The 20,306-nt window shown below is 65.6% G+C and carries 16 protein-coding genes; 5 read left to right on the top strand and 11 right to left on the bottom strand.

From position 1 onward, the window contains the following. Positions 1–8: 8 nt before the first annotated feature. The 5 genes from RAD10_RS16335 to RAD10_RS16355 are packed head-to-tail and all read right to left on the bottom strand — an operon-like array spanning position 9 to position 5,683. Positions 9–1,199, bottom strand: a complete 1,191-nt coding sequence (locus RAD10_RS16335; protein ID WP_461618320.1) for an iron-containing alcohol dehydrogenase — start codon at positions 1,197–1,199, stop codon at positions 9–11. After that, entirely contained in the window at positions 1,156–2,193 is a 1,038-nt protein-coding gene (gene pdxA, locus RAD10_RS16340; RefSeq protein ID WP_461618321.1) for a 4-hydroxythreonine-4-phosphate dehydrogenase PdxA, read from the bottom strand. Before pdxA ends, RAD10_RS16335 begins: the two co-directional genes overlap by 44 nt. Beyond that, positions 2,190–3,296, bottom strand: coding sequence for a four-carbon acid sugar kinase family protein (locus RAD10_RS16345; protein WP_461618322.1), 1,107 nt, complete (start codon positions 3,294–3,296; stop codon positions 2,190–2,192). The genes pdxA and RAD10_RS16345 overlap by 4 nt, the downstream gene beginning before the upstream one ends. A gap of 2 nt (positions 3,297–3,298) precedes the next feature. After that, positions 3,299–4,738 (bottom strand): FAD-binding oxidoreductase, encoded by a 1,440-nt coding sequence (locus RAD10_RS16350; RefSeq protein WP_461618323.1) that lies wholly within the window; start codon positions 4,736–4,738, stop codon positions 3,299–3,301. A gap of 24 nt (positions 4,739–4,762) precedes the next feature. After that, positions 4,763–5,683: a dihydrodipicolinate synthase family protein gene (locus tag RAD10_RS16355; protein ID WP_461618324.1), complete on the bottom strand. Its 921-nt coding sequence runs from the start codon at positions 5,681–5,683 to the stop codon at positions 4,763–4,765. A 121-nt stretch (positions 5,684–5,804) separates the two neighbouring features. On the opposite strand from RAD10_RS16355, the gene RAD10_RS16360 reads away from it, so the two are divergent. Beyond that, positions 5,805–6,638: an IclR family transcriptional regulator gene (locus RAD10_RS16360; RefSeq protein ID WP_461618325.1), complete on the top strand. Its 834-nt coding sequence runs from the start codon at positions 5,805–5,807 to the stop codon at positions 6,636–6,638. A gap of 134 nt (positions 6,639–6,772) precedes the next feature. Next, entirely contained in the window at positions 6,773–7,504 is a 732-nt protein-coding gene (locus tag RAD10_RS16365; RefSeq protein WP_461618326.1) for a DUF3750 domain-containing protein, read from the top strand. Positions 7,505–7,545: 41 nt separating this feature from the next. Here the strand turns inward: RAD10_RS16365 and rnz are convergent, their stop codons facing one another. From rnz to RAD10_RS16385, 4 genes are read right to left on the bottom strand one after another with little or no spacing between them, the layout of a single operon-like run. Then, positions 7,546–8,451, bottom strand: coding sequence for a ribonuclease Z (rnz, locus tag RAD10_RS16370; RefSeq protein ID WP_461618327.1), 906 nt, complete (start codon positions 8,449–8,451; stop codon positions 7,546–7,548). Between the two features lie 52 nt (positions 8,452–8,503). After that, the gene (locus RAD10_RS16375; protein WP_461618328.1) at positions 8,504–9,487 is read right to left on the bottom strand and encodes an antibiotic biosynthesis monooxygenase; all 984 of its coding nucleotides are present in this window, start codon (positions 9,485–9,487) and stop codon (positions 8,504–8,506) included. A gap of 10 nt (positions 9,488–9,497) precedes the next feature. Further along, positions 9,498–10,895: a guanine deaminase gene (gene guaD / locus RAD10_RS16380; protein ID WP_461618329.1), complete on the bottom strand. Its 1,398-nt coding sequence runs from the start codon at positions 10,893–10,895 to the stop codon at positions 9,498–9,500. A 15-nt stretch (positions 10,896–10,910) separates the two neighbouring features. Continuing rightward, on the bottom strand, positions 10,911–12,128 hold the full coding sequence (locus RAD10_RS16385; RefSeq protein WP_461618330.1) for a multidrug effflux MFS transporter: 1,218 nt from the start codon (positions 12,126–12,128) through the stop codon (positions 10,911–10,913). Positions 12,129–12,650: 522 nt separating this feature from the next. Between RAD10_RS16385 and RAD10_RS16390 the strand changes: the two genes are divergently transcribed. Next, on the top strand, positions 12,651–14,132 hold the full coding sequence (locus RAD10_RS16390) for an amidase (protein ID WP_461618331.1): 1,482 nt from the start codon (positions 12,651–12,653) through the stop codon (positions 14,130–14,132). A gap of 34 nt (positions 14,133–14,166) precedes the next feature. Here RAD10_RS16390 and RAD10_RS16395 read toward each other — a convergent pair whose 3' ends face one another. Further along, positions 14,167–14,772, bottom strand: coding sequence for a TetR/AcrR family transcriptional regulator (locus tag RAD10_RS16395; protein ID WP_092252553.1), 606 nt, complete (start codon positions 14,770–14,772; stop codon positions 14,167–14,169). Between the two features lie 198 nt (positions 14,773–14,970). Here RAD10_RS16395 and RAD10_RS16400 point away from each other — a divergent pair, with 198 nt between their 5' ends. After that, positions 14,971–16,212 (top strand): efflux RND transporter periplasmic adaptor subunit, encoded by a 1,242-nt coding sequence (locus RAD10_RS16400; RefSeq protein ID WP_461618332.1) that lies wholly within the window; start codon positions 14,971–14,973, stop codon positions 16,210–16,212. A 160-nt stretch (positions 16,213–16,372) separates the two neighbouring features. After that, on the top strand, positions 16,373–19,573 hold the full coding sequence (locus RAD10_RS16405; RefSeq protein WP_461618333.1) for an efflux RND transporter permease subunit: 3,201 nt from the start codon (positions 16,373–16,375) through the stop codon (positions 19,571–19,573). Here the strand turns inward: RAD10_RS16405 and RAD10_RS16410 are convergent. Next, positions 19,570–20,298, bottom strand: a complete 729-nt coding sequence (locus tag RAD10_RS16410; RefSeq protein WP_461618334.1) for a sulfite exporter TauE/SafE family protein — start codon at positions 20,296–20,298, stop codon at positions 19,570–19,572. The two genes, RAD10_RS16405 and RAD10_RS16410, sit on opposite strands and share 4 nt — an antisense overlap. Between the last annotated feature and the right edge of the window lie 8 nt (positions 20,299–20,306).

The following is a 20,306-nucleotide window of genomic DNA, read 5'->3' on the forward strand; positions in this document are numbered from 1 at the left end:
GAAGACTGTTAGAACGCGACCTCGTACATGTTCAGGATCGCATCCCGGCCGAGGTCGCGCGGATTGTTGTCCAGCAGGCGGCGAATGGCGTGCGCCTCGTCGGCCATCACGCCGAGATCGTCCCGGGGCACGCCGAGCGCGGACAGCCGCATCTCGATGCCGAGGTTCTTGCAGAACCCGTAGGTGGCGTCGAATGCGAGCTTTGGATCGCTCTGCTCCGGCAGCCCGAGCGCCTGGAGCACCGCGATCGTCTTCGCTTTAACCGCCGGCATGTTGAAGGCCAGCGTATGCGGGAAAATCACCGCGCAAGCGAGGCCATGCGCCACGTGGTGACGGGTGCCGAGCGGATACGCCACCGCGTGGCCGGCGGTCGTGTTCACCGGTCCCAGGCAATAGCCACCATAGAGCGAGGCCAACGCGAGGCCCGCACGCGCCTCGCGGTCGCCGCCATCGGCCACCGCGCGCTCGAGATAGCGGCCGACCAGCCGCGCGCCTTCGAGTGCGTAGAGGTCGATCGTCGGATGCGCCTTGCGGCTGGTATAGGCCTCGACGCAATGCGCCAGCGCATCGACCCCGGTTGCCGCGGTGACCTCTTTCGGCACGGTCATCGTCAGATCCGGATCGACGATGGCGATGTCGGCCAGCATGAAGCGGCTCTGCACCGCCTGCTTGTTCTGGCTGACGGGATCGGTGACGAGCGCACGAGTGCCGGCTTCGCTGCCGGTGCCCGAGGTCGTCGGAATCTGCATCAGCGCGACGCTGCGGCCGGCCACCTTCTCCGGCCCGACGATGTCGGCAAAGGGCACGTCGCTCGTGCACATCACCGCGACCAGCTTGGCGAGATCCATCGCGCTGCCACCGCCAAAACCGACCACGAGATCAGGGCTGACGTCCTTCGCCATCGCCACGGCCTTCTCGAGATTGGGCAGGTCGGGCTCGGGCTTGACGTCACCGAATACCTTCACCGCACCCGGCAGCGCCAGCATGTCGACCCGGCGTGCATTGAACGGATCGGAAATCACAAGCGGCCGCCTGGCACCGATCCGCTCGGCGAAGCGCGCCGCAGCGCCGATCGTGCCGTTGCCGAACTCGAGGATGGTGGGACGCTGGATTTCGATGGGCGTGAAGGCGTTGGTCATCGTGCGGTCGATCTCGTCACTTGGATACAGGGGAAGCGCCACCGGCGAGACGCTCGGCATAGTCGATGGCCTCGATCAGGCTGTGCTCGTTGGCGATGCCCTTGCCGGCGATGTCGAAGGCGGTGCCGTGGTCGACGGAGGTGCGGATGATCGGCAGGCCCAGCGTGATGTTGACGCCGGACAGCTCCTGCCAGCGGCCGGTCGCAGGATCGACCTGGAAACCAAGGAGCTTGACCGGAATGTGGCCCTGATCGTGATACATCGCGACCGCGGCGTCGTACTGGCCGGCGCGCAGCTTGACGAAGATGGTATCGCCCGGCACGGGGCCGACGACGTCGAGGCCGTCGGCGACCGCTTCCGCAATCGTCGGCGCGGACACGTCGATGTCCTGCCGGCCGAACAGGCCGCCCTCGCCGGCGTGTGGATTGAGCGCAGCGATCGCGATCTTCGGTTTGGCAATGCCGAGCCGCAGCAGGGCATCGTTGGTGAGGTCGATGACCATGCGCAGCCGCTCCGGCGTCAGACGCTTCGGCACGTCCTCGAGCGCCACATGGGTCGAGACATGGCTGACGCGCATGTTGCCATGGGCGAGCAGCATCACCGAGCCGCGCACGCCGGTGAGATGCGCCAGCATTTCGGTATGACCAGGGAAATGATAGCCGGCCTTGTTGAGCGCTTCCTTGTTGAGCGGCGCCGTGACGATCGCCGCGGTCCGGCCCGCCTGCGTCAGGCGCACGCCCTGCTCGATCGCCTTGTAGGCAAAGCGGCCGCCGTCGGCGCTGAGCACGCCGGGCTTGATCGGGTCGCCCTCGCTATCGGCCTGGAGTAAGCAGAGGTTTGGCCAGTCGCGATCCTCGGCGCGCACTTCGGGAATCGCAATGCCGGCACCAAGCGCGGCTTTCGCACCATCGAGCGCCGCGCCGCTGCCGATGATCAGGATCCGCAGATCGCCTTTCGCGATCCGATCCTTCAGCCCGAGGCAGGCCTTGACGATGATCTCCGGCCCGATCCCGGCGGGATCGCCCATGGTGATGGCTAGATGACGAGAGGTCATGTCGGACTCCCCTTGCTAAGCAAATGATTATCCCGAAGCAGGTCCCGCCACAGCTCGCTGGGGCCGAATGCGCCGGACTTCGAGATGACATCGACGCCGGCCCAACGGCCGCCTTGCAAGATCGAGCGCGGCAATCCCGGCACGATACTTCCTGTCACCTCGAGCGCATGCGCGCCAAGGGCAACGCATGCGGCCTTCAGGGTTTCCCCACCGGCAACAACCAGCGTGCCCGGCGGTTCGAGTGCCGCGATCAGCCCCGCCATCTCGTGCGCGATCCGCCGCGCCGCCTCGGCCCGCACTAAGCCGTCGGCGAGGGCGAATTTCACCAGCGCCACACCCTCGTCGGCCAGCTTGCGCCGAACGCCCGCGTCGCCCTCCCCCTCGGCCAGCGCAATGGTGGCGTTACCACATGCCGCCAGCTGGGATGCGGTGGCAGCCTGGTCGGAGCCAAACACCCCCAGCACCGGCCGCTTCAGTTGCGAGGACGCAGCGGCGCCTTGACCGCGGGCAAGCGCACCGGCCAGGCCGCCGCTCCCACACCACAACACGGGCCCCGGCATGCGCCGCGCCATTTCGACGACGCGATCGAGGTCGAGGTCGCTCTCGGCATCGAACACCTGAACGCCGCCTTGCGAGAGCGTGTCGGGCGTGCCCTGTCGTGCTTCGATGCCGTCTTGCCGCAATTGATCCAGCAAATTGTCGCCGACTCTGTGCCAATCGCCATGCACGGTGCGGGCGAATTGCTGGCCACCGACGGTGCGACGTCCCTGATAATCGAACGCCGGCGCGACCACGCAAGAAGCCCAATGGCCGCTGCGCAGGCAGGCGTCGAGCTCAGCCGCCCAAGACCCCCGAAGGAGGCTATCGACCTTCTTGTAGGCGATCGTCCCGCCCTGAAGGTGGGGCGCCAGTCGCCCAACGATTTCGACGCTCTCGGCCTTCGACCGCTCGCGGGTGCCGCTATCGATCGCCAGGCTCCCGGACTCCAGCGGCGCAAGCGCGCCCGACCAGACGACATCGAACGGACCGCACAGGCCGACGAACTCCGCCGCGGTGTCGAGCGCACCGGTGAGATCGTCGGCAAGCAGGCGGACGCTCGTCATGGTTATGCCGCTCCCGCACCAAAGATCTTGCCGGGATTCATCAAGCCCTTCGGATCGAGCAATTTCTTGATATCGCGCATCAGCTCGATGTCGAGAGGATCGGCAACACGGGCAAGCCGGCCACGATTGGTGATGCCGATGCCGTGCTCGGCACTGATCGCTCCGCCCTGCGCCGCCGTCTCGTCATCGACAATCTCGTTGATCTCAGCCACAAGCGCAGCCGTCGCCGCCGGGTCCTGGCAACCCGCGCGGTCGATCAGGGCGATGACGTGGATGTTGCCGTCGCCGATGTGGCCATGCATCACGACCCGCGCGTGAGGTACCGCGGCGTTGATCCGTGCCTCGACATTGGTGACGAAAGCGGCCTGACGCTCCAGCGGAACGACACTGTCGTGCGAGACGACATAGCCGCTACGCTTGTTGCCTTCGGACACGCTGTGCCTGACAGCCCAGATCGCCTTCGCCTGCGCGAGGTTGGAGGTCAGGATGACGTCCTCGGCAAGGTGGGCCTCCATCGCATCCGCCAGCACCGTGGCGAGCGGCTCATCGAGGTCGACGCCGGCGAGCGTGTCGGTCAATTCGACGATCAGATACCACGGCGTCGTCAGCTCGAAGGGGATCGTGACATGCGGCACGGTCTCTGCGATCGCCTCGATCTGCGCGCGCGACATGATCTCGAGGCTGCCGAGCCGGTCACCGACCGTGCCGCGCAAGCGCTGCATGATCTCGAGCGCCCGCTCCACGCCGTGCAGTTTCAGCAGCGCCAGCGCCGAGCTGCGCGGCGGCGCGAACAGCTTCAACACCGCCGCGGTGATGATGCCGAGCGTCCCCTCCGCCCCGATGAACAGCTGCTTGAGCGCGTAGCCCGTATTGTCCTTGCGCAGTGCACGCAGGCCGTTGAAGATTCGCCCGTCGGGCAACACGACCTCCAGCCCGAGCACGAGATCGCGCGTCGGACCGTAACGCAACACCGCCGTGCCGCCGGCATTCGTCGAGATATTGCCGCCGATCTGGCAGGAGCCTTCGGCACCCAGGCTCAAGGGAAAGTAGCGATCGACGTCGCGCGCCGCATTTTGCACCTCCGCGAGGATGCAGCCGGCTTCCACCGTGATCGTGTTCGCGAGTGGGCTGACATCGCGCACGGCGCGCATCCGGTCGAGCCGGATCACCACATTGCCGGCCCGATCGTCCGGCGTTGCCGCCCCGCACATGCCGGTGTTGCCGCCCTGCGGCACAATCGCGAGCTGCCGTGCCGCACAGAATTTGACGACGGCGGCGACCTCGGCGGTGGAGCCGGGCTTCACCACCGCAACCGCGCGGCCGTGATAACGCCCGCGCCAGTCCACCACATAAGGCTCCTGATCGGACCCGGACGCGATGATTTGCTTGTCGCCGACGATCGCGGCAAGCCCGGAGAGCGCGTCCTGGAAGGAGTCTGACATCGGATCGCCTCGTCGTCGCGCCGGCTACAAAGCGGCTGCGAATGCCGCAGCATTCGCGAGCAGCTCTTTCACCTGCTCTGGCGGCAAGGACTCAAGCGGCGGCCGCAGGCGCTGCCATCCGGCGTGGCCAGTGCGCTCTGCCACCAATGTCTTCAGCGAGGCCATCTGCGGGAAGCGCGAGACCAGTTCGCGCGCTTTCACGATGCGCGCCTGCGCCGTCTTGAGCGCCGCGTCGTCGTCGCTATCGCGAAAATGCTTGTAGACATAGGCAAGATCCCGCGCGACCAGATTGGAGGTCGCCGTGATGCAGCCGGCGCCGCCCTTGCGCAGCAGCGGCAACAGCAACGGATCGGCTCCGACCAGGACTGAAAAGCCGGGAAAGCGTTCGACCATCGCGGTCATGTTCGCGAAGTCGCCGGAGGAGTCCTTGATACCCACGAACGTTGCCGGATATGCCGTTCGCAGCCGCTCGATCAGCGCATGCGAGATCGGCTGCGCCGACATCTGCGGGATATGATAGAGCACGACCTTGAGCCTGGCATCGCCAATGCGCTGCACGATCTCGCTATAGGACGCGTAAACGCCGTCGTCCGTGACACCCTTATAATAAAACGGCGGCAGCATCACGACGGTGTCGACGCCGACTGAAAGCGCGTGGCGCGTCAGGGCGATGGTCTCGCTGAGCGCGGCGACGCCGGTGCCCGGCAGAAGACGTTGCGGCGCGATGCCGGCAGCCACCACCGCCTCGAGCAGCGCCATGCGCTCCGCCGCGGAGAAGGAGTTCGCCTCGCCCGTCGTGCCGAGCAGCGCGATGCCGTCGCAGCCCTCATCGAGGAGATAGCGGCAATGCGCGATGAAGCGCGCATGATCGGGGGCGAGCTCGGCGTCGAGCGGAGTGAGCGCGGCGGAAAACACACCATGAGGGTGCAGCGATGGTGTCGACAAACTTCCTCCGATCGTCAAATCAGTTGTTCGGATTGCGAACATTTGTTATTGGCTTGACCAGTCGTAAAATCAGCTTGCCGCCACGTCAAGGGCGGTGGCTGTCGTGGCAAGGCATTCGAGCATGGCCAAGGTCGAAAAGAAGGCCACAAAGCGCAAATCGGAATCGCTCCCAAAAAACCCCAAGAATCACGTCGCGTCCGTCGGCAAGGCCTTTGCCGTGCTCAAGAGCTTCAGCAGCGAAGCCTTTGAGCTCACCCTGAGTGAGATTGCCGCACGGGCCGATCTCGATCGCGGAACGGCGTTCCGGCTGATCCAGACCCTGACCGAGCTCGGCTATCTCCAGGCCGTGCCGCAGAGCCGCCGGTTCCGCCTCGGCGTTGCCTGCCTTGACCTCGGCTACACCGTGCTGTCGCATGGGTCGCTAAGGCCGATGGTCGAGCCGTTGCTGCGAGATCTCGTGCCCGATGTCGGCGATGCGGCTTCGCTCGGTATCCTCGACGGCGGTGACGTGGTCTATCTCGCGCGCGTCGGCGCGGGCCTCGACCGCCACAAGATGGATCGCCGGCCGGGCACGCGCATTCCCGCCTACAGCGCCGCGCTCGGTCACGTCATGCTGGCGCATCTGGCGCGGGACGAGCAGATCGAGCGACTGGAATCGCGCCCTCGCGTCAAACTGTCGGAACGGACGCTGACCGATCTCGATGCCCTGCTCGCCCGGCTCGATCAGGTGAAGAGAAAGGGCCACGCCGTCTCCGACGGCGAGAACGCCTACGGCCTGCGCACGCTGGCGACGCCGATCTTCGACGCCCAGGGCCTCGTGATCGGGGGATTGAGCATCACGGTCGATGCCATGCGCATGGACATGGCGACCTTCCGCGACCAGGCGCTGCCGCGGTTGATGGAGCTGACCAGCCAGGTGCAGGATCTCGCGATCAAGTCGGGATTGACGAGCTGAGCGATCTCTTCGCGGACGTGTCCCGTGTGACCTCACAGCTGACGATCTGCATTCGAAGATCATTGTGAAAAAGCTTTCGCGACCTATATCCTCGAGACTTCCTTCCGAAACCCGATCTCCCCTTGCGAAGAGCCGTGCTCATTTTCTTCCTGCTCCTGTTCGTGCCGATCGGCCTATCGGCCGCGCGGTACTATTGGCTTGGAGATGGCCGCAGCAATTGGCAGACGGCTGACCGTTCCAGCGCAGGCCTGCTGCCGCCGGCTTCTTCCCATCCCGATGCCCTGATCCGGGTTTATGCGGCCCGAACGGTCCGGTGGCGAAGCATCTTTGCCGTCCACACGTGGATCGTCGTCAAGGAAAAGGATGCGACCAGCTACAGCCGATACGACTACACCGCGTGGGGCGAACCGATCCGGAGCAACGGCTTCGCCCCCGATGGAAGGTGGTTCGGCGCCCTGCCGGAAACCGTCGTCGCCGTAGATGGGTCACGGGCCGAGCTCCTCATTCCCAGGATTCGGACTGTGATCGAGACCTACAAGTTTCGAACCTACGGCGACTACAGCGCCTGGCCGGGACCGAATTCAAATACCTTCGTTCAAGCCGCTCTTGATGCCGTGCCGGAACTTCGCGCGGTTCTGCCGCCGACCGCGATCGGCAAGGATTATCCCTATTCCGGGGAATGGATTGGGCTGACCGCCTCGCGCACCGGTTTCTATGCCTCGCTCTTCGGCTATCTCGGCCTGACCCTCGGCTGGGTCGAAGGCCTCGAGATCAACTTCTTCGGCGCCGTGCTCGGCCTCGACATCCGCCGGCCCGCCGTCAAGCTGCCGGGCATCGGCCGCCTCGGTGTTGCCGCCGGTCTGTAGAGCCGGACGAGACGGCGATGGGCGATGTCTCGTCGCGACGGCTAGATCACGATGTGATCGAAGTCGGCGGCGATCCGGGTGTTCGGGAAGATGCTCGCCGCCTCGGCGAAAATCTCTTCGTCCTCATAGCGTCCCGACATATGGGTCAGCACGAGCTGCTTCACATTGCTCGCTGCCGCAAACGACGCCGCTTCTGCCGCGGTGAGATGCCCGTAGTCCCGCGCGGTCGACGCGTCACGATCGAGAAACGTTGCCTCGATCACCAGCATGTCGGCATCAACGACGTGTTGCGCCAGCCCCTCGGTGGTTTCGGTGTCGCCGATCACGACGAGCTTCCTGCCGCCGCTCGGCGGCCCCAGGACGTCTTCCGGATTGATCGTTTGATCGCCCTCGATTACGACTGCCCGGCCTGCGGCCAGCTCGCCGCGCAAGGGACCGTCGGGAACGCCAAGCGCCGCCAGCCGATCCGGCTGAAGGTGGCGGCGAGCGGGGCTTTGGAAGACGAATCCAAAACTGTCTGTGTCGCGATGGCGGACCGGAAAGCAGTCGATGGTGAAGTCACCGGCGTCGACGAACCGTCCTGCAGCCAAGGGAGAGAATTCCACCGGAAGCGGCGCCCTGCCCGCGCCCCACAAGCCGGCCAGCATTTGGATGACCGTCTCCAGCGTCGATGGGCCACCATGAACCATCATCACCTCGGCGCTCTGCCGCAAACGCAGCGTCGAGAACAGGCCGGGGATGCCGAGCACATGATCGAGATGCGCATGCGTCAGCAGAATGCGGTCGAGCCGTCGAAAACCTGCGCCACTGCGCAGCAACTGGCGCTGCGTGCCCTCGCCGCAATCGACCAGCATGCGCTGTCCGGCGACCTCGATCAGCAGGGCCGGATGGTTGCGTTCCGCGGAGGGAACGCTCGCCGAGGTGCCGAGGAATGTCAGGGCAAACATGGTCGTCGATGTCCAGCGACCGCCCCTCTCCGCGACGGAACGGTGGACGGTCTCACCGTCCCCATTGCCACGCGAGCAGCAGCGCGTACAGCCCCATCGACGCGGCGTAGAGCGCGGCAAGAAGCGCGTAGCCCGCGATTTGGCGACTGATCGCCGCCTTCGGCGCGACCCACCAGTCGAGTGCCTTGAAGGCCGCGGGCACGAGCCACCAGCCGAGCAGCTGGGTGCTGACGAGATTGCCGACGAACAGCGACAGCCAGACCGGCACGCCATGGCTGTCGATCAGCGGCCGGCTGACGAAAGTGCCCCACAGATAGACCACGGGATAAAGCACCAGGAGGACGATGAGGTTGCTCTTCCAGATCAGGGCTGGGCCCTGCTCTGGAGCCCCAGTCTTGCCGGCCGGGAACCAGAAATTGAAGCCGTAGCTCGCGCGCTTTACGTTCATGCCGGCGTTGAAGCGCTCGCCCTCCTTCAGCAGGGTCTGCCGGACGGGCGAGCCCAGCCATGCATTGAGGTTGGCGTCGCTGTCGAACGACAGGATGACGATCCATTCGTCGCGTAAGCCCGGAATCGGCCGCTCGATCTTGTGCCGCAGAAAGCCTTTGAACTCGGCCTCGGCGGCCTGGATGCGCTGCTGCCATTTCAGAAACGCGTCCTCCAGTCCATCCGGCACCTTGAAGGAGATGACGGCCGACACCGCGCTGTCACGCTGAACGCCGGTGTCGGGCAAGATATGGACATCCTCCGAACCGACGAAGAAGCGCTGCACCTCTCCGATCAGCTTCGCCCGCACCTCGCTTTGAAGCCAGGCGCGCGCGGCGGCCGGGCTGGCGAAGCGCAGGATCGTCACCCAGTCGACATGCGCCGGCGGCTGCGGCGGCACCACCTCCTGGCCGAGGAAGCCGGGCCAGGCCTTGAGCGCCTCGCCCACCTCGCCGTTCCACCGCGCGAACGTGGCAAAGCCATCATCAGTGATGCGGCGCTGGATGACGAGGGCGACCGGCTGGCCGGCTGTGTCAGGAGATGCGCTCATCGCGGCGGCTTCAGCCTTTCTTGTAGAGGCGCTTGCCCATCACCCAGGTCTCGTCGACGCAGCGATCGTCGCCGACCATCATGACGGCGAACAGCATGCTCGCGGCCTCGTCCATCGTGCGCGGGCCGGCGCCCTCGGCGATCAGCGATTGGTGCCACGCTTGCGCGATCTGCCCGCCATTCGGATCGAGCGCGACGAAATCGGCTTCCTTGCCGGGCTCGAAATTGCCGAGCTTGTCGTCGATATAAAGGCCCTCGGCACCACCGAGCGTGATCGACCAGAAACCGCGATAGGGCGAGAGCTTGTTGCGCTCGGCCTCGGCGAGGTCCTTCCGCGTGGGATCGATGCTGCCGTCGAGCAGCGTGTTGTTGCACATGCCGACCTTGTAGGCGTCGTCGAGCACCGAGATCATCGAGAAGCGGTTGCCGCCGCCGACGTCGGTACCGAACGACATCTTCACGCGATGCTCGGGATCGGTGGCGCGGCCGAGGCGGAACAGCCCACTGCCGAGGAACAGGTTCGAGCACGGGCAGAACACCACTGCGGCGCCCTTCTTCGACATGCGCCGAAACTCGTTGTTGGAGAGATAGACGCCGTGGCCGCCGGAGAATTTTGGTCCGACCAGGTCGAACTTCTCGTAGACGCCGAGATAGTCCTGGCAGTCCGGGTGCTCGACCAGCACGCCACTGCATTCAGCCGGATTCTCGGAGATGTGGGTGTTGACCCAGCAATCCGGATGCTCGTGCTTGAGGCGCTGACAGGCCTTGAGCAATTCCGGTGAGGCGCCGAAGGCGAAGCGCGGCGTGATGGCGTAGAGGTTGCGGCCCTTGTTGTGATACTCTGCGATCAGCCGCTTGCTGTCGCGATAGAAATTCTCGGGCGTATCGATGAAATCGGCCGGCGCGTTGCGATCGATGCCGGTGAGGCCCGCGATCACGCGCATGTTGCGGCGGGCCGCTTCCTCGAACAGTTCCTCGGTTGAAACAGGCGACGAACTCGTGAAGGCCTGACAGGTGGTGGTGCCGGAGGCCAGCAGCGCGTCGAGGAAACGCTTGACGCCCTCGCGCGCGTAGTTGCGATCCCGGTACTTCAGCTCTTCCGGATAGACCCACTTCTGGAGCCACGGCAGCAGCTGCTCGCCATAGGCCCCGAGCACGCGGGTCTGCGGCAGATGGATATGACCGTCGATGAAGCCCGGGACGATGATGCGGTCCTTGATGTGGGTGATCTCAACGCCGGGATGGGCGGCGGCGATCGTCTCGTAGGGTCCGAACGCCTTGATGACGCCATCGGTGACGATCATGAGACCGTTCTGGTGAAAGCGCGCGGCGGCCTGCTCGTTGCCGACATGCTTCCAGGGATCGTCGACGAAGTCGAAGAACGTGCCGCGAATACCGACCGTGGTCATGATTGGGTCCCTTCCTTAAGACTGTGTAGCTTGGCGCACTGACGGCAGCGAGATCGCGAGCAGCGTGCCCGCGATGGCGCAGAGGCCGAGATAGAGCCATCCGATCGGCGCCTGCGTTGCTTCGGGCAGCACCGCCGCGATCGCCATGGCGCCGCTCACGGCGAGATAGCAGAGCGCGCTGATCAGGCCGCCGATCAGGCCGTGGTCGCGTTCGAACAGGCCGAGCGCCATGCCGTACATCATCGGGCACAGCACGCCGCAGCCGCCGAGCACCAGCGCACCGCCGATCGTGATCGACGCGAAATCGAGACCGACGACGATGCCTGTCACGGTCAGCACGGCGGAGCCGGCGAGAAACAGCGCGAAGGCGCCGAAGCCCAGCATGCGGGCCGGCATGACGCGCGCGAAATGCGCGCAGCCGAGCTCGCCGGCGAGATTGACCCCGCCAAGGCCGAGCGCGACGAGGCCGTAGATCGCCGCGGAATAGCCGAGGCCGGTCTGGTAGAAGAACGGCGCGACGACCCCGAACGCCAGCTGCGCGCTGGCTGCTGCGGCGAAGACCAGCACGAAAGCCAGGAAGCCCGGCCGGACCAGCGCCTCGCGCAAGATACCCGCCGTGCGGCGCGGATCGAACGGCGCGCGCCGCTCCGACGGGAATGTCTCGGGCAGAAGAAACACGACGATCGCAGCGACGATGGCCGCGGCAAGCGCAATGATGACGAAGACACCGCGCCATGACGTCAGCTCGACGATGAAGCCGCCGGCCGCGGGCGCAAGCACCGGCGCGAGCCCCCAGGCAGCGCCCAGCAGGCCGGAGATCGCCGTGAGCTCACGGCCGCGATAGCAATCCGCCGCAACCGCATAGGCCACGACAAGGCAGGTGCAGCCGCCGATCCCTTGCAGGAAGCGCAGCGCCAGCAGCAGCGAGGCGCTGGTGGCGAGCGCGCAGGCGATGCTCATCGCGATCAGCACCGACAGGCCTGCGAGCAGGACGTTGCGGCGGCCCAGCGTGTCGGAGGCGATGCCGACCGGCACCAGCGCCAGAGACATGCCGAGCATGTAGGCGGTGACGGTGTTCTGCATCGACGCGGGATCGGCGACCAGATCCACCACCATCTGCGGCAGGCCGGGCGTATAGGCATCGAGCGGAATCTGGCTGAACGGCACGACGCACAGCAGGATCGGCACGATCCCCCGCTTCGCGCAACCGGCGTCCGAAGCAAGTGCGGTCATGAGCAACGCCCCCTTGATCTCCGCGGGCCCCGTCTTTTCGTGCGCGCAGTGAGACGCGACGATGCAGGTTGCGGGAACTTTGACGCGCGGGAGCGTGCCAGAACTGTGTGTAAGAATTCTTAGGAGCGCCCGCACCGATACGGCCTTTGACGGCTGATGCCCTGGCCCGGGGGACGCCCAAACAAAAAACGCGAAAACAACCCCATGCAAAGTACAAATCATTGAAGAATTTCGCGCCGCACGTCGCCAAGGCCGCCCGCGCGGACGTTTGACACGTCGGGCAAAGCAGGCGCTGACTCGCCTGATGGCCGATTGTGAATCCCGCCAGCGCGCCGGTCCGTTAACGGGTCGGAAGGCATAGCTGTTTCGAAGCCCGGCCTCCGCACCGGTGCCCCCGGCAAGCAGATCTGGTGCCCGTTGCGCCGCCTCCTCATCCCCCTTTCAAAATCGCATGTTCGGTGCCCCGAACGATCTGCGGCGGGGATAGTGTGGATGCCGCGATGAGGTACATTGGAGTTCGTGATGACCGCAGATGCTGCTGACTTGACCTACGGCTCGATCAGAGCACTGGCGAGCGCCCTGCATGCGCGCAAGATATCTGCGTTGGAATTGCTCGAACACACGATCGCGCGCATCGAGGCACTCGACGGTCAGATCAACGCGGTCATCGTGCGCGATTTCGACCGCGCGAGAGCGGCCGCGCGCGCTGCCGATGCCGCGCTTGGCTGCGGCGAGCGGCAGCCATTGCTCGGCATTCCCGTGACCATGAAAGAACCGTTCAACGTCGCCGGCCTGCCGACGACATGGGGCTTTCCGCATTTCAGGGACTTCCAGCCGACAGAGGATGCCCTCGTCGTCTCGCGGTTGAAGGCGGCCGGCGCCATCGTCATCGGCAAGACCAACATCCCGATCGGCCTCAGGGATTTCCAGAGCTACAACGAGATCTACAGGACGACCAGCAATCCCTGGGACCTCGGCCGGTCGCCCGGCGGCTCCTCCGGCGGATGCGGCGCGGCGCTGGCCGCAGGCTTCGGTCCGCTCTCGATCGGCTCGGATATCGGCGGCTCGATCCGGGTGCCCTCGCATTTCTGCGGCGTGTTCGGACACAAGCCGAGCCTCGGCCTGGTCCCGCTGCGCGGATACAGCCTGCCGCCGGCACCGCCCGTCCCCGGCCAGGGCGATCTCGCGGTCGTGGGGCCGATGGCGCGCACAGCTTCGGACCTTGCACTGGCGCTCGACGTGATCGCCGGCCCGGACGAGACGCGCGACGGCGTCGGCTACCGCCTCGCGCTGCCGGCCCCGCGCCACGACCGGCTCGGGGATTTCAGGATCCTTGTGATCGATACACATCCGTTGATGCCGACGGGTGACGCCGTGCGTTCAGCCATCGGGCGATTGGCGGAACGGCTCGAGCGTTCGGGCGCGCGTGTCGCGCGCTCGAGCACCTCGCTGCCCGATCTCGCCGAGTCTGCGCGGCTCTACATGAAACTGCTCAACGCTGCGCGAAGCCCGCGCCTGACACCGGCCGCCCTTGCAGACGCGCAAGGACTTGCCGCAACACTCGCGCCCGACGACCGCAGCCTGCAGGCCGAGCGCGCCCGCGGCTGGGCCATGATCCATCGTGAATGGCTCGCGACCGATGCGGCGCGCCTGCAGCTGCAGCAACGGTGGCAGGAGCTCTTCCGCGAGTTCGACGCGGTGATCTATCCGGCAGCGGCGGTGCCGGCCTTTCCGCATGACCAGTCCGAACCGTTCGACGCGCGGCAGCTCGACATCGATGGACTGCTCTACAACTACTCCGATGCGTGCTTCATCTGGGCCGACCCCGCTTCCACCTGCGGGTTACCTGCGACCGCCGTTCCGATCGAGCGGACGTCGTCGGGCCTGCCGGTCGGCGTCCAGATCATCGGGCCCTATCTGGAGGATCGTACGACGATGGCGCTCGCCGGACTGATCGAGCGCGAGTTCGGCGGCTTCGTGCCGCCGCCGGGGCTGTCTGCATAAGCTGCGGGAAGACAGCCGGCGGCGCTTACGGCCATCACGCTCGGTCGGCCGACTGCGCCTCGACCGCCTGCACGGCGACACTCGCCACCTGCCGCAGCGCTTCGCGATCTGCGCCCGAGGATGCCATCACGCCCATGCCGACCGCGACGGCCGAGACGTAGCGCGCGAGCGCCGCAGGATCGGCGCTCTCCTTGAGATCGCCATCGGCCTTGGCGCGGACAAAACGATCGCGGAGCTGGTCCTCGTTCTGGGCGCGGCGGGCGGCGAGCTCGAACGGAACGTTTTCGGAGCCGGTGCCGCAGGCGATGCCGCCCTGCACGAGCAGGCAGCCGGGCGGATTGGCGGGATCGGTCTGCTTCTCGGCGATGCCCATCAGCATCCGTTCGGCGACGTCGCGGGCGGTGGATGCGGCCACCACCTCGTCCATCCAGACGCCGCGCAGCTTGGTGTAGCGATCGAGCGCAGCCTTCAGCAGACCTTCCTTATTGCCGAAACAGGCATAGAGGCTGGGCGGATTGATGCCCATGGCCTCGGTCAGCTGCGCGATCGTGGCGCCCTCATAGCCATGGCGCCAAAACACTTCCATCGCCTGGTCCAACGCCGTTTCGGCGTTGAATTCGCGGGGGCGTCCCATGCGCATGTGCCTGTCTCCTCGGAATCGGCGGTCTGTATCAGCTTAACGCCGGTCCTATCTATTTGTTCTGGCTTTCTTTTTCTTGTGTCTTCCAATCGTCGCGGTATCGGCGTACAATTTTCTTAGTGAATGGTACATATGTATCTTGCACTGCGACATCCAGCTCCACATCTGTAGTGAATACTACATATCTGGAGCGCGCAAATGCCCCCCTCCCAACAGACCTCCCGCACGGGCCGTTTCCGCCGCCTTCTAGGCGGCGTCGCCATCGTGGGCGCCCTCGCCGTGGCCGGTACGATTGCGACCAGCCACTATCTTCGTTCCGCGCAGGCAACCGCAACCGCTGCTGCGGCTGAACAGGCGGTGCCCGTCACCGTCGCCATGATCGAGCCGCGCCAGACCGCGCTGTGGGACGACTTCTCCGGCCGGTTGGAAGCCATCAACCGCGTCGAGCTCCGCCCGCGCGTTGCCGGTGCGATCCTTGCGACCAACTTCACCGAAGGCGCGCTGGTGAAGGCGGGCGACGTGCTGTTCAAGATCGATGCGGCGCCTTACGCCGCCGAGGTCGACAAGGCCAACGCCCAACTCGAGGCCGCAAAGGCGCGCGTGGTGTTCACCACCAGCGAGGTCGAACGCGGCGCGCAGCTGGTCGGCAACGCCGTCGTGACACGCCGCGATTTCGACCAGCGCGAGAACGCCAACCGCGAAGCGATCGCCAGCGTGAAGGCAGCCGAGGCAACGCTCCAGACTGCAAAGCTCAATCTCGACTACACCGAGGTGCGCGCGCCCGTGGACGGCCGCGTCGGCAAGATCGAGATCACCGTCGGCAATCTCGTCGCTGCCGGCACCGCCTCCCCGGTGCTGACCTCGCTGGTCTCGGTCAATCCGATCTATGCGTCCTTCGATGCGGACGAAGAGGTCGTGCTGCGTGCGCTGAACTCGATCGCGGACGCCAAGGGCGGACGCGGCAAGCTCGACCAGATCCCCGTGGAGATGGCGACCTCCGGCGGCCTCTCGGCGAAAGGCCACATCCAGCTCATCGACAACCAGGTCAACGGCCAGAGCGGCACCATCCGGGTGCGCGCGGTGTTCCAGAACGAGGACGGGCGTCTGATCCCCGGCCAGTTCGCCCGCGTGCGCATGGGCCAGCCGAAGCAACAGACGCTGGTGATGATCGATGAGCGCGCGATCGGCACCGACCAGGACAAGAAGTTCGTGATGGCGGTCGGCGACGACAGCCGCGCGGTCTACCGTCCGATCACGCTCGGCAGCGCAGTCGACGGGCTTCGCATCGTCACCTCGGGCCTGAAGTCCGGCGATCGTATCGTCGTCAACGGCCTGCAGCGCGTGCGTCCCGGCGCCCTCCTCAAGACGGAGGTCGCAGCGATGGGCGCGCGTGGGCAACAGGCTTCGAACCACAGCAACCAGGACGTGGTGCAACGCTAGTGCACCCGTCATCCCGGGGCGCGCATCGCGCGAACCCGGGATCTCGAGCGTATGAAACTCCGATCACATCACCTCTGGATTCCGGGTTCGCGCTTCGCGCGCCCCGGAATGACGGCGGAGCTGTCCGGGGACGACCAAGATATTGCCCAGGGGCAAAGCCATGAATCTCTCAAAATTCTTCATCGATCGTCCGATTTTTGCCGGCGTGCTGTCGGTCCTGATTTTCCTTGCCGGCCTGATCTCGCTGTTCGCGATGCCGATCTCGGAATATCCGGACGTGGTGCCGCCCTCCGTCGTGGTGCGCGCCACCTATCCCGGCGCCAATCCCAAGGTGATCGCGGAGACGGTCGCGACCCCGATCGAGGAGCAGATCAACGGCGTCGAGAACATGCTCTACATGTCGAGCCAGGCGACCACCGACGGCGCGATGACGCTGACGGTGACGTTCCGGCTCGGCACCGACCCCGACAAGGCGACGCAGCTGGTGCAGAACCGCGTGCAGCAGGCCGAGCCGCGCCTGCCCGCCGTGGTGCGCCAGCTCGGCATCGTCACCAAGAAGTCCTCGCCGGACCTCACCATGGTCGTGCATCTGTTGTCGCCGAACGGCCGCTACGACATGACCTATTTGCGCAACTACGCGGTGCTCAACGTCAAGGACCGGCTGGCACGGATCGACGGCGTCGGCGACGTCCAGCTCTATGGCGCCGGCGACTATTCGATGCGGGTCTGGGTCGATCCGCAGAAGGCGGCCGAGCACGGCCTGACCGCGAGCGACATCGTCAAATCGATCCAGGCACAAAACGTCGAGGCCGCCGCCGGCGTCGTAGGATCCTCCCCGAACGTGCAGGGCATCGACCTGCAACTGTCCGTCAATGCGGAAGGCCGGCTTTCCAGCGAAGAGCAGTTCGGCGATATTGTGGTCAAGACCGGCACGCGCGGCGAGGTCGTGCGGCTGCGCGACGTCGCGCGGATCGAGCTCGGCGCTTCGCAATATGGCCTGCGCTCGCTGCTCGACAACAAGCAGGCGGTTGCGATCCCGATCTTCCAGGCGCCGGGCTCCAACGCGCTGCAGATTTCCGACAACGTCCGCGCCACCATGGCCGAGATCAAGAAGAACATGCCGGAAGGCGTGTCTTATCAGATCGTCTACGACCCCACCCAGTTCGTACGCTCCTCGATCGAGGCCGTCATCCACACGCTGCTGGAAGCGATCGCGCTGGTGGTGCTGGTGGTGATCCTGTTCCTCCAGACCTGGCGGGCCTCGATCATTCCGCTGCTGGCCGTGCCGGTGTCGATCGTCGGCACGTTCGCGGTGATGCACGTGTTCGGCTTCTCCATCAACGCTCTCAGCCTGTTCGGCCTCGTGCTCGCCATCGGCATCGTCGTCGACGACGCCATCGTCGTGGTCGAGAATGTCGAGCGCAACATCGAGGCCGGGCTGTCGCCGCGCGACGCCACCTATCAGGCCATGCGCGAGGTCTCGGGCCCGATCATCGCCATCGCCATGGTGCTGATCGCGGTGTTCGTGCCGCTGGCGTTCATCTCCGGCCTCACCGGGCAGTTCTACAAGCAGTTCGCACTGACGATCGCGATCTCGACCGTGATCTCGGCGATCAACTCGCTGACGCTGTCGCCGGCGCTGTCGGCGCTGCTGCTCAAGGGGCACAACGAGCCGAAGGACCGGTTGACGCTCATCATGGAAAAGGGCCTTGGCTGGTTCTTCCGCGGCTTCAACAAGGCCTTCACGCGCTCCTCGGACAATTACAGCGGCACCGTCACCAAGGTGATCTCGGGCAAGGCCGCTGTGATGGGACTCTACGTGGTCCTGGTCGGCCTTACCGCCCTCTTGTTCCAGCAGGTGCCGAGCGGCTTCGTGCCGGGCCAGGACAAGCAATATCTCGTCGGCTTCGCGCGCCTGCCCGATGGCGCAACGCTCGACCGCACCGAAGAGGTGATCCGCAAGATGAGCGACGTCGCGCTGACCCAGCCCGGTGTGGAGAGCTCCGTGGCCTTCCCCGGTCTGTCGATCTCCGGATTCACCAACTCGTCCAATGCCGGCATCGTGTTCTCGACCCTCAAGCCATTCGACGAGCGCAAGGGTCCGGCCCTGAGCGGGAATGCCATCGCGGCCGACCTGAACAAGAAATACGCCGGCATCCAGGAGGCCTTCATCGCCATGTTCCCGCCGCCGCCGGTCAACGGCCTCGGCACCATCGGCGGCTTCAAGCTCCAGATCGAGGACCGCGCCGGTCTCGGCTACGAGGCGCTGAACGAGGCGACCAACGCGTTCATGGCGGCAATGCAGAAGGCGCCGGAGATAGCGGGCGTGTTCTCGAGCTTCCAGGTCAACGTGCCCCAGCTCTTCGCCGACATCGACCGCACCAAGGCGCTGCAGCTTGGCGTGCCCGTGACTGAAGTCTTCAACACGCTCCAGATCTACCTCGGCTCCTACTACGTCAACGACTTCAACAAGTTCGGCCGCACCTACTCGGTCTATGTGCAGGCCGACGCACCGTTCCGTGCGCGCGCCGACGACATCAGGCAGTTGAAGGTGCGCTCGTCCTCGGGCGACATGGTGCCGTTGTCGGCGCTGCTCAATGTCCGCCAGAGCGCGGGACCGGAGCGCGCGATCCGCTACAACGGATTCCTGTCGTCCGACATCAACGCCGCCGCCGCGCCCGGCTTCTCGTCGGGCCAGGCGCAGGAGGCGGCAACCCGGATCGCGGCGGAGACGTTGCCACCCGGCTTTGCCTTCGAGTGGACCGACCTGACCTATCAGGAGTTCATCGCCGGCAATTCCGGCCTCTGGGTGTTTCCGCTGGCGATCCTGCTGGTGTTCCTGGTGCTGGCCGCGCTCTACGAGAGCCTGACCCTGCCGCTCTCGATCATCATGATCGTGCCGATGGGCCTGCTCGCCGCCATGTTCGGCGTCTGGATCTCCAAGGGCGACAACAACGTCTTCACCCAGATCGGCCTGATCGTGCTCGTGGGACTATCGGCCAAGAACGCGATCCTGATCGTCGAGTTCGCGCGTGAGCTCGAATTCGCCGGGCGAACGCCGATCCGCGCCGCGATCGAGGCGAGCCGCTTAAGGCTTCGTCCGATCCTGATGACGTCGATGGCCTTCATCATGGGCGTGCTGCCGCTGGTGCTCTCGACCGGCGCGGGCTCGGAGATGCGGCGAGCCATGGGCGTCGCCGTGTTCTCCGGCATGATCGGCGTCACCGTGTTCGGCCTGTTCCTGACGCCGGTGTTCTATGTGCTGCTGCGGACCGTGACCGGTAACAAGCCGCTGGTGCATCACGGCAGCGACATCAGCGCGGCGCCGGTCCAAGGACTTCACGAAGTCCAAGGACACTAGATCAGGGAAATCCCCGACACGAGCAACAGAACGAGCACGGTCTTGCGAAAGACCGTCTCGTTGACCCGGTGGAAAGCGATCACGCCGAGCGCCGAGCCGGCAAACAACGCCGGCAGGCTGACGGCAAGGTCGACGAAGACCTTTGACGACAGGTCCTGATGCCCGACCAGCAGCGCAATGGCAAACAGCTGCATTGCCGCGATAAAGGGCTGCACCAGGCCGCGCTGCTCGCTCTTGGGCATGCCGCGCATGTCGCACCAGATCGTCGGGATCGCGCCGGGCATCGCGGTGAGCCCGCCGACGAGCCCTCCTCCAAATCCGATCAGCGCCACCCAGTGCCGGCCGACGGCCTCTCCGGCCGTGACCAGCGTCGGCCGCAGCAGCATATACGCGGCATAGAGCGCGACGATGATGCCGAAGCCGCGCCTGAGCAGATGCGTATCCGCGCTCTGCAACAGCGACACCGCGATGGGAACGCCGATCAATCCGCCGACGATCAGCAGCAGACTGCCCTCCCAACGAATGCTGCGCCGGAGCGCCCACAGATTGGTCGCCTGCACGCCGATGCTGCAAGCCATCATCAGCGGCACGGCTTCGAGCGGCTGAAACACCCGCAGCAGGATCGTGCCCGCGACGGCCGAAAACGCGAAACCCGAGAGCCCCGAAACGAAGGCGCCGGCGAAGACGGCAATGCTAAGCAGCATCAGAGTCGTGACATCAGGCACGGACCGTC

This window comes from Bradyrhizobium sp. 23AC, assembly GCF_054863025.1.

Bases quoted from the DNA above. Each gene is read 5' to 3' on its own strand.
- RAD10_RS16400 (WP_461618332.1), top strand. From the start codon at position 14,971: ATGCCCCCCTCCCAACAGACCTCCCGCACGGGCCGTTTCCGCCGCCTT.
- pdxA (WP_461618321.1), bottom strand. From the start codon at position 2,193: ATGACCTCTCGTCATCTAGCCATCACCATGGGCGATCCCGCCGGGATC.
- RAD10_RS16345 (WP_461618322.1), bottom strand. From the start codon at position 3,296: ATGACGAGCGTCCGCCTGCTTGCCGACGATCTCACCGGTGCGCTCGAC.
- RAD10_RS16335 (WP_461618320.1), bottom strand. From the start codon at position 1,199: ATGCCGAGCGTCTCGCCGGTGGCGCTTCCCCTGTATCCAAGTGACGAG.
- RAD10_RS16390 (WP_461618331.1), top strand. From the start codon at position 12,651: ATGACCGCAGATGCTGCTGACTTGACCTACGGCTCGATCAGAGCACTG.
- RAD10_RS16350 (WP_461618323.1), bottom strand. From the start codon at position 4,738: ATGTCAGACTCCTTCCAGGACGCGCTCTCCGGGCTTGCCGCGATCGTC.
- RAD10_RS16375 (WP_461618328.1), bottom strand. From the start codon at position 9,487: ATGAGCGCATCTCCTGACACAGCCGGCCAGCCGGTCGCCCTCGTCATC.
- RAD10_RS16405 (WP_461618333.1), top strand. From the start codon at position 16,373: ATGAATCTCTCAAAATTCTTCATCGATCGTCCGATTTTTGCCGGCGTG.
- RAD10_RS16395 (WP_092252553.1), bottom strand. From the start codon at position 14,772: ATGCGCATGGGACGCCCCCGCGAATTCAACGCCGAAACGGCGTTGGAC.
- RAD10_RS16385 (WP_461618330.1), bottom strand. From the start codon at position 12,128: ATGACCGCACTTGCTTCGGACGCCGGTTGCGCGAAGCGGGGGATCGTG.
- guaD (WP_461618329.1), bottom strand. From the start codon at position 10,895: ATGACCACGGTCGGTATTCGCGGCACGTTCTTCGACTTCGTCGACGAT.
- RAD10_RS16360 (WP_461618325.1), top strand. From the start codon at position 5,805: ATGGCCAAGGTCGAAAAGAAGGCCACAAAGCGCAAATCGGAATCGCTC.
- rnz (WP_461618327.1), bottom strand. From the start codon at position 8,451: ATGTTTGCCCTGACATTCCTCGGCACCTCGGCGAGCGTTCCCTCCGCG.